Source organism: Mucilaginibacter sp. P5_A4 (genome assembly GCF_056400605.1).
Genome location: NZ_JBFUKX010000041.1, coordinates 52,689 through 60,028 on the forward strand (window position 1 = coordinate 52,689; position 7,340 = coordinate 60,028).

Sequence of the window (7,340 nt, forward strand, 5' to 3'; positions counted from 1 at the left end):
TTATAAAGGTATCGAAACAATAAACTCAGTCCCGGCATTCACTTCACTTTTTACCGAAACCCCGCCGCCATGAGCTTCTGCAATATACTTAACATAGTTTAAGCCAAGGCCGGTGCCTTTTACATTATGCACATTGCCGGTAGGCACACGGTAAAACTTTTCGAAAATACGGTTAAGGTGTGCAGACGGGATCCCTATCCCATTATCCTTAATGGAAAAAGCAGCCATGTTATGGTTTTTATACAAGTCTATTTTTATGTCGACGGGCTCGTGGCTATACTTTACAGCATTATCCAAAACATTCAGCAGTACATTTTTAAAGTGTAATTTATCTGCCACTATCTGGCTTATGTTGTCCCCGTTACTATAGGTAATGTTTATTGCCTTATCTGTTTTTGATTTTTCGGCAGTGATGAGCTCATTTATCATTTCATCAACTCCAATTTTCTCTTTTACCAATGTAATTTCCTTGCTTTCAAAAGCTGCTACATCAAGCACCTTGCTCACCAATTCATTCAACCTGCTCAATTCTTTACGTGATGTTTCCAGGTAACGCCGGGTCTTTTCGGGATCATTTAATACATTGAATTTTTGCAGTCCCTCAATAGCAACAGTAATAGTGGCGATGGGGGTTTTTAATTCGTGCGTCATGTTATTAATAAAATCATCCTTTAAGTCGCCCAGCGCTCTTTGTTGGTTCAGGGTTTTAATAATGTAGTAAAAACAAAATATGGTAAACAAAATAAGCAGCGCTGATAACGAAAGAGTAATTATCATTCCTTTTATAACCGCATATTGCGGGTTACGAAATTTGGCTTTGGTGTATAAATGATTAAAAATTGTGTGGGTTAGCAATACAAAACCGTGATAGTTATAAGAATACTCACTGGTTTCGCTGTAATGCGAATTTGTTTTTTGCGGTAATGTTGGTTTTTCAGAAAAACTTAAGTTAAACGGCGAATAGATACGCATTTTATGCAATGCTGTTTTTAAATAATTGCTAAGCTTTAAACTATCAGCCTGCCTGTAATTTTCTGGCAATTCATAAACACCACTCTTAACTATTTGGTGATGGGCAAATATGCTATCACTTGGAATGTTACTATGCGCTTTTAAATATGCCGCTATTTCACCGTAATGAGCAGATATATCTGACATGCTAAATATCATATCGATCTGATTCATTAAAGCAGGCACATAAAATGCCGTTTCTGTAACCACCTCCGGTAATGTGGCTTTATGACTTATTTTTCGCCGGTAAAAATCAAACGCATTATTAGTTATATGGAACGGCTCACCAAGTCTTGTTTGCTGGTTTGATATCCAGATGCTAAGCTGCTTATGTACGGTATCCGCCTCATGAAGAGTATCTATTTTAATAACTGTACCAGGGGCCGAAAGCCGCTTTACAATTACTTTCCTGATAGAATCAAAATAATCTTTTTTGCAGCTGTCCAAAGCGCCCTGCATGGCAACATCAATATTACCATCAAATGTTTTCTTATTTACGCTATAGGCATTAATGCTCCAATAGGATTGAAAAATGATAATTCCGGTTAGCGATAATACGATCAGAACAAATACAACTTTAAGCTTCTTTTTCATTTTAAATTGATTGATGAAGGTAAAAGTAAATACACCAATACCAACCAGGTCAATCTGTTAACATTGCTTAACATTAAATAAGATAGGTTAAACATGAACACTTACCTCATCCATCTCAAAAAATAAATTTTAACTTTGGCCCTGTTATGACGATCAGTGCGGCAACCCCATTTAATTTACTCAACCAGGATCTTTTATTGCTACCCCAAAAAGCCATTTACTGGCAGCAGCAAAAAGCTTTAATTATTGCCGATGTGCATTTTGGCAAGGTAGGGCATTTCCGTAAAGCAGGCATAGCCGTGCCAAGGGATATGGAACAAAGCGACCTGGCTACCATATCCGACCTGATTTATGAACATCAACCCGAAAAGCTACTGTTCCTTGGCGACCTGTTCCACAGTGATATGAACAATGACTGGGATTGGTTCATTCTTTGGCGCAGCCAGTTCCCCGCTCTGCAGATCATCCTAATAAAAGGTAATCACGATATTATTGCCGACAGCCACTACCAAAAACTGAACATCGAACTACATGATGAACTGCTGATGGCTCCGTTCCTGATGCTGCACCACCCCTTGCCCGATGATGCACTGCAAAACGCTGCCGGTTATGTTTTTTGCGGGCATATTCACCCTGGGGTAAACCTTAGCGGCAAGGGAAGGCAAAGCATCACCCTGCCCTGTTTTGCATTTAGCGGCAGGCAGGCTATACTACCCTCCTTTGGCAAATTCACCGGCAAAGTGGCTATTCGCAGCCAGCGAAAAGATAAAATATTTGCTGTTTTGAAGGATAAGGTAATTGTTATTGCCTAACCACGCGGCCTTGCAGCAAGCATTTTACGCATAAAAGGAGTGTAATTGCATTGTAATTTCTTAGATTGATTCTAAATAGCTTTTTCGCGGTTAATAAGCCGGATGCATTTATATCTTTTGGCATTTAATAAATACTTTTGCCAAAATAAATCTAATTCATAATGAGCGAAATTAAACAAACCTTTAACTCATCGCTGGGAAAAAAGCTTATCATGGCTTTAACAGGCTTGTTTTTGTGTACTTTTATTATAGTACACCTTGGGGGCAACCTGTTGTTATTTAGCAACGATAACGGCTTTGGTTTTAATGTGTATGCCAATTTTTTAACACATTTTCCACCTATCGAGGTTATTGCATACCTGCTTTACCTTTCAATCCTGGTACATGCGCTATACGCGCTTATTTTAACGGTTAAAAACCGTAAGGCACGCCCGGTTGGTTATGCGGTGGCCGCAAAATCTGATGCAAGCTGGTCATCAAAAAACATGGGGTTGCTGGGTTCAATCCTGTTTTTATTCATCGTGATTCACATGGGCGATTTTTGGTTCAAGTATAAATATACCAACGATGTTGCTTTTAAGGAGTACCGCACAGATCTGGCAACAGGTAAAACAACCGAGTCTGCTTATACTCCGGCATCTGAAGACTTTAACCACTCTGTATCTACCGAAAACAATGTAGAAATAGTTAGGTTAAAAAACCTGCATGCACGTGTGGTATATAGCTTTAGCCACTTGTGGTATGTGCTTTTCTATGTAATTGCTATGGGCGCACTATCGTTCCACCTGCTGCATGGTTTCCAAAGCGCTTTCCGTACACTGGGCTGGGTACACCGTAAATACACGCCTATAGTATACGCGGTAGGCACATGGTTCTTTGCGGTGATTATTCCGCTGCTTTTTGCAGCCATGCCGGTGTACTACTATTTTTTTGTACGCTAAATAAAGGTTGATTAAGTTAGATTAGGTTGATTTAGTTTGGACAAGTGAGTTATTAACCACTCACTACTCACCCAATCAACCACTCACTAAATATAAAATAGATAAGAAATGAGTTTAGATGCTAAAATTCCTCAAGGCCCATTAGCCGAAAAATGGAGCAAGCATAAATTTGACCTGAAGCTGGTTAACCCGGCCAACAAGCGTAAATACGATATTATTATTGTAGGTACAGGTTTGGCAGGCGCATCAGCCGCGGCTTCATTGGCCGAGCTGGGTTATAACGTAAAATCTTTTTGTTTCCAGGATAGCCCCCGCCGTGCGCACTCAATTGCAGCACAGGGTGGTATCAACGCAGCAAAAAACTACCAGAACGATGGTGACAGCGTGCACCGTTTGTTTTACGATACTATAAAAGGTGGCGATTACCGTGCCCGCGAAGGTAACGTGTACCGCCTTGCCGAAGTATCTGTTAATATAATTGACCAATGTGTTGCACAGGGCGTTCCCTTTGCACGCGAGTATGGTGGCTTGCTGGATAACCGTTCGTTCGGTGGTTCGCAGGTGTCACGTACGTTTTATGCACGCGGCCAAACCGGGCAACAACTACTTTTAGGCGCTTACTCGGCATTAAACCGCCAGATTCACGCCGGCAAGGTAAAAATGTACACCCGTACCGAAATGCTGGATGTTGTTACCATAGATGGCCATGCCAAAGGTATTGTTACCCGTAACATGATCACCGGTGCTATTGAAACACATGCAGGCCACGCGGTATTGTTATGTACCGGTGGATACAGCAACGTGTTCTATTTGTCAACAAATGCAATCGGTTCAAATGTAACCGCTGCCTGGAGAGCACACAAACGCGGTGCTTTCTTTGGTAACCCTTGCTATACCCAAATTCACCCAACATGTATCCCGGTAACCGGCGACCACCAGTCAAAGCTTACGCTGATGTCTGAGTCGTTACGTAACGATGGTCGCGTTTGGGCGCCTAAAACTGTAGAGATTGCCGAGCAGTTGCGTAAAGGAACACTTAGGGCCGACCAGGTTAAAGAGGACGACCGCGATTACTTCCTGGAACGTAAATATCCGGCGTTTGGTAACCTTGTTCCGCGCGACGTGGCCTCACGTAACGCAAAGGAAATGGTTGAAGAGGGTAAAGGTGTAGGCGGCTCGGGCTTTGCCGTATTCCTTGACTTTGCCGATGCTATCAAGCGTTTAGGCGAAGAAACAGTGAAAGCAAAATATGGTAACCTGTTTGATATGTATATCCAGATTACAAATGAGAACCCATACAAACAGCCAATGCGAATTTACCCTGCGGTTCACTATACCATGGGCGGACTTTGGGTTGATTATAACCTGAGCACCAATGTACCGGGTTTATATGCCTTGGGCGAATGTAATTTCTCTGATCACGGCGCCAACCGGTTAGGTGCTTCTGCTTTGATGCAGGGTTTATCTGATGGTTATTTTGTGATCCCTTATACCCTTGGCGATTACCTGGCTAAAATTGGTCCTAAAAAAGTGGATACCTCGCACCCTGCTTTTGAAGCAACTAAAAAGGATGTGATTACCTATATCAATAAATTACTGGCTTTAAAAGGAACCAAAACTGTTAACGAATACCACCGCGACCTTGGCCACATCATGTGGGAATATTGCGGAATGGCCCGTACAGAAGAAGGGCTGAAAAAAGCCAAAGGCCTGATACAGGCACTAAAAGCTGATTTCTGGAAAAACGCCATTGTAACAGGCGAAAATGAAGAAGTAAACGCTTCGCTGGAAAGAGCAGGCCGGATTGCCGACTTTATTGAACTGGGCGAACTGATGGTTGATGATGCACTGATGCGCCGCGAATCATGCGGTGGTCACTTCAGGGTTGAATCGCAAACCGAAGATGGAGAAGCCAAACGTGATGATGAAAACTTTGCGTTTGTTGCAGCCTGGGAATTTAAAGGTGAAAACCAGCCCGAAGTGTTACACAAAGAACAATTGGTATTTGAATCAGTTCATTTATCACAACGAAATTATGCTTAGTAGCGGTGCAGTAGCAAGTATATAGTATCAAGTAGCAAGACTTGAAAAACTTAAATACCCAATACAAATTACTTGATACTTGATACTAACTACTTGATACTAAAAATTTGATACAAAATCTTAAAGAGATGAGTAACGGAAATATGAACCTGACGCTGAAAGTATGGCGTCAAAAAAACGCTCAGACATCGGGCAAATTTGTGACTTACAAGGCCGAAAATATTTCGCCTGATATGTCATTCCTGGAAATGCTTGACGTTGTTAACGAAAGTTTGACCCATAAAGGCGACGAGCCGATCAACTTTGACCACGATTGCCGCGAAGGTATTTGCGGCATGTGTTCGTTGTATATCAACGGTCACCCGCATGGGCCAAAAAGGGGTATTACAACCTGCCAGCTGCACATGCGTACCTTTCATGACGGCCAAACCATCACTATTGAGCCATGGCGCGCCTCTGCTTTCCCGGTTATAAAAGATCTGGCGGTTGATCGTTCCGCGTTCGACAGGATCCAGCAGGCGGGCGGTTATGTATCAGTTAATACTGGCGGCGTACCAGATGGTAACGCCATAGCTATCCCCAAAGTAATTGCCGACGAGGCCTTTAACTCTGCTACCTGCATAGGTTGCGGCGCTTGTGTTGCTGCCTGTAAAAATGCTTCGGCCATGCTTTTTGTTGGGGCTAAGATCACCCAGTTAGGCTTATTGCCACAAGGCCAGCCAGAGCGCTATCGCCGTGCACAATCAATGGTAGCCCAAATGGACGAGGAAGGATTTGGCAGTTGTACCAACACAGGTGCATGCGAAGCCGAATGCCCTAAAGAAATTAAGCTAACCAACATCGCCCGCATGAATAATGATTTCTTCAGCGCAAAGCTGTTTAGGGAAGAAGAAATTCACGAAGAAAAGCACTAAGCTAATTTGATTGCAAATATCAAAAGGCCCGGGAGTTTTCCGGGCCTTTTTGGTTATTGTATTATGATTAATTTCATTACTGTGTATTTACAAATACGTTCTGCAATGCCCTGGAAGGCTGTGGATCTACACCCGGAAAGAAGGTGCGCTGTTTGTCGGCCAACGTTTTTAAATAATCATTTAACATATTGCCTGCCTGTGAGATAGCATTGCCTGTATCAGTACCCCCGGCCCCGCAGCTGTTTTTTGTAAACTGAATTGTATGGATCCGGGTAGTTTGCCATTTAATAATGTTAATCCTTATGGTCCACGCATAATAAAAATAGTAATCAATGCGTAATAACCCAAATTCTCCATTATATAAGCTGGCATCGCCGTTAAGCTTCTTTGTATAAAATTGCAGTTGTTGGTCGGTTATTATTTGCAGGTTTGCCGAAGAAAGGTCACCACCACAATCGGCATACTCATTATCATATTCTTCTTTAAGATTATTAAAATCGGTAAGATATTCAACATACAGGTGGTCATAGATCTCCTGGGTGGCAATCAACGTATGCCTGTTATGGGCGGCCCCTTCTTTTATATGCTCATTAAAGTTTAAATGTGCCCTCTCTTCAATTTCGCTTTTGGTTCGCCCGCATTCACTACAAAATAACCCTTTCCTGTATTCCTGCACATTAAATTCATACTTTTTACGCCTGTCTTCAATTTTTACTTTAATCCTTTCCACCTTTATTTTACAACCATCATCAGCAACGTCGGCAAGCACAGTTGTTTGTGCCAACGCAGGATAATTTGCCAGGAAAAAGATTATACCTAAAATAGTTTTCATATTAAAGTACGATAAGCTTGAAACAGGCTGGTTTAAATATATGGTTACTACCAAATTAAGCAGAATACTTGGTATAAATTCCATATCTGGCCATTATTTGAGCAATTGTAAACTAAGTTGTATAATAACCAGGCATCATGTAAACCCTAATGCGGGTATTTTCTATAAAAGGTGACCTATACCTGCAATTTAA

General features: G+C 41.9%; 6 protein-coding genes. 4 read left to right on the forward strand and 2 right to left on the reverse strand.

Going from position 1 to position 7,340, the window contains the following annotated elements:
• Nucleotides 1–1,605: a sensor histidine kinase gene (locus AC1DQW_RS20830; protein WP_477455822.1), complete on the reverse strand. Its 1,605-nt coding sequence runs from the start codon at nt 1,603–1,605 to the stop codon at nt 1–3.
• A 146-nt stretch (nt 1,606–1,751) separates the two neighbouring features.
• On the opposite strand from AC1DQW_RS20830, the gene pdeM reads away from it, so the two are divergent.
• The 4 genes from pdeM (at nt 1,752) to AC1DQW_RS20850 (ending at nt 6,315) form a co-directional block, all read left to right on the forward strand.
• The gene (gene pdeM / locus AC1DQW_RS20835; RefSeq protein ID WP_477455823.1) at nt 1,752–2,417 is read left to right on the forward strand and encodes a ligase-associated DNA damage response endonuclease PdeM; all 666 of its coding nucleotides are present in this window, start codon (nt 1,752–1,754) and stop codon (nt 2,415–2,417) included.
• Nucleotides 2,418–2,578: 161 nt separating this feature from the next.
• Nucleotides 2,579–3,358 (forward strand): succinate dehydrogenase cytochrome b subunit, encoded by a 780-nt coding sequence (locus tag AC1DQW_RS20840; RefSeq protein WP_477455824.1) that lies wholly within the window; start codon nt 2,579–2,581, stop codon nt 3,356–3,358.
• Nucleotides 3,359–3,466: 108 nt separating this feature from the next.
• Entirely contained in the window at nt 3,467–5,401 is a 1,935-nt protein-coding gene (locus AC1DQW_RS20845; protein ID WP_477406393.1) for a fumarate reductase/succinate dehydrogenase flavoprotein subunit, read from the forward strand.
• 128 nt (nt 5,402–5,529) lie between these two features.
• On the forward strand, nt 5,530–6,315 hold the full coding sequence (locus AC1DQW_RS20850) for a succinate dehydrogenase/fumarate reductase iron-sulfur subunit (protein ID WP_477406391.1): 786 nt from the start codon (nt 5,530–5,532) through the stop codon (nt 6,313–6,315).
• A gap of 76 nt (nt 6,316–6,391) precedes the next feature.
• Here the strand turns inward: AC1DQW_RS20850 and AC1DQW_RS20855 are convergent, their stop codons facing one another.
• A complete protein-coding gene (locus AC1DQW_RS20855; RefSeq protein WP_477455825.1) occupies nt 6,392–7,231 on the reverse strand; it encodes a hypothetical protein in 840 nt (279 codons plus the stop codon).
• Nucleotides 7,232–7,340: the final 109 nt, after the last annotated feature.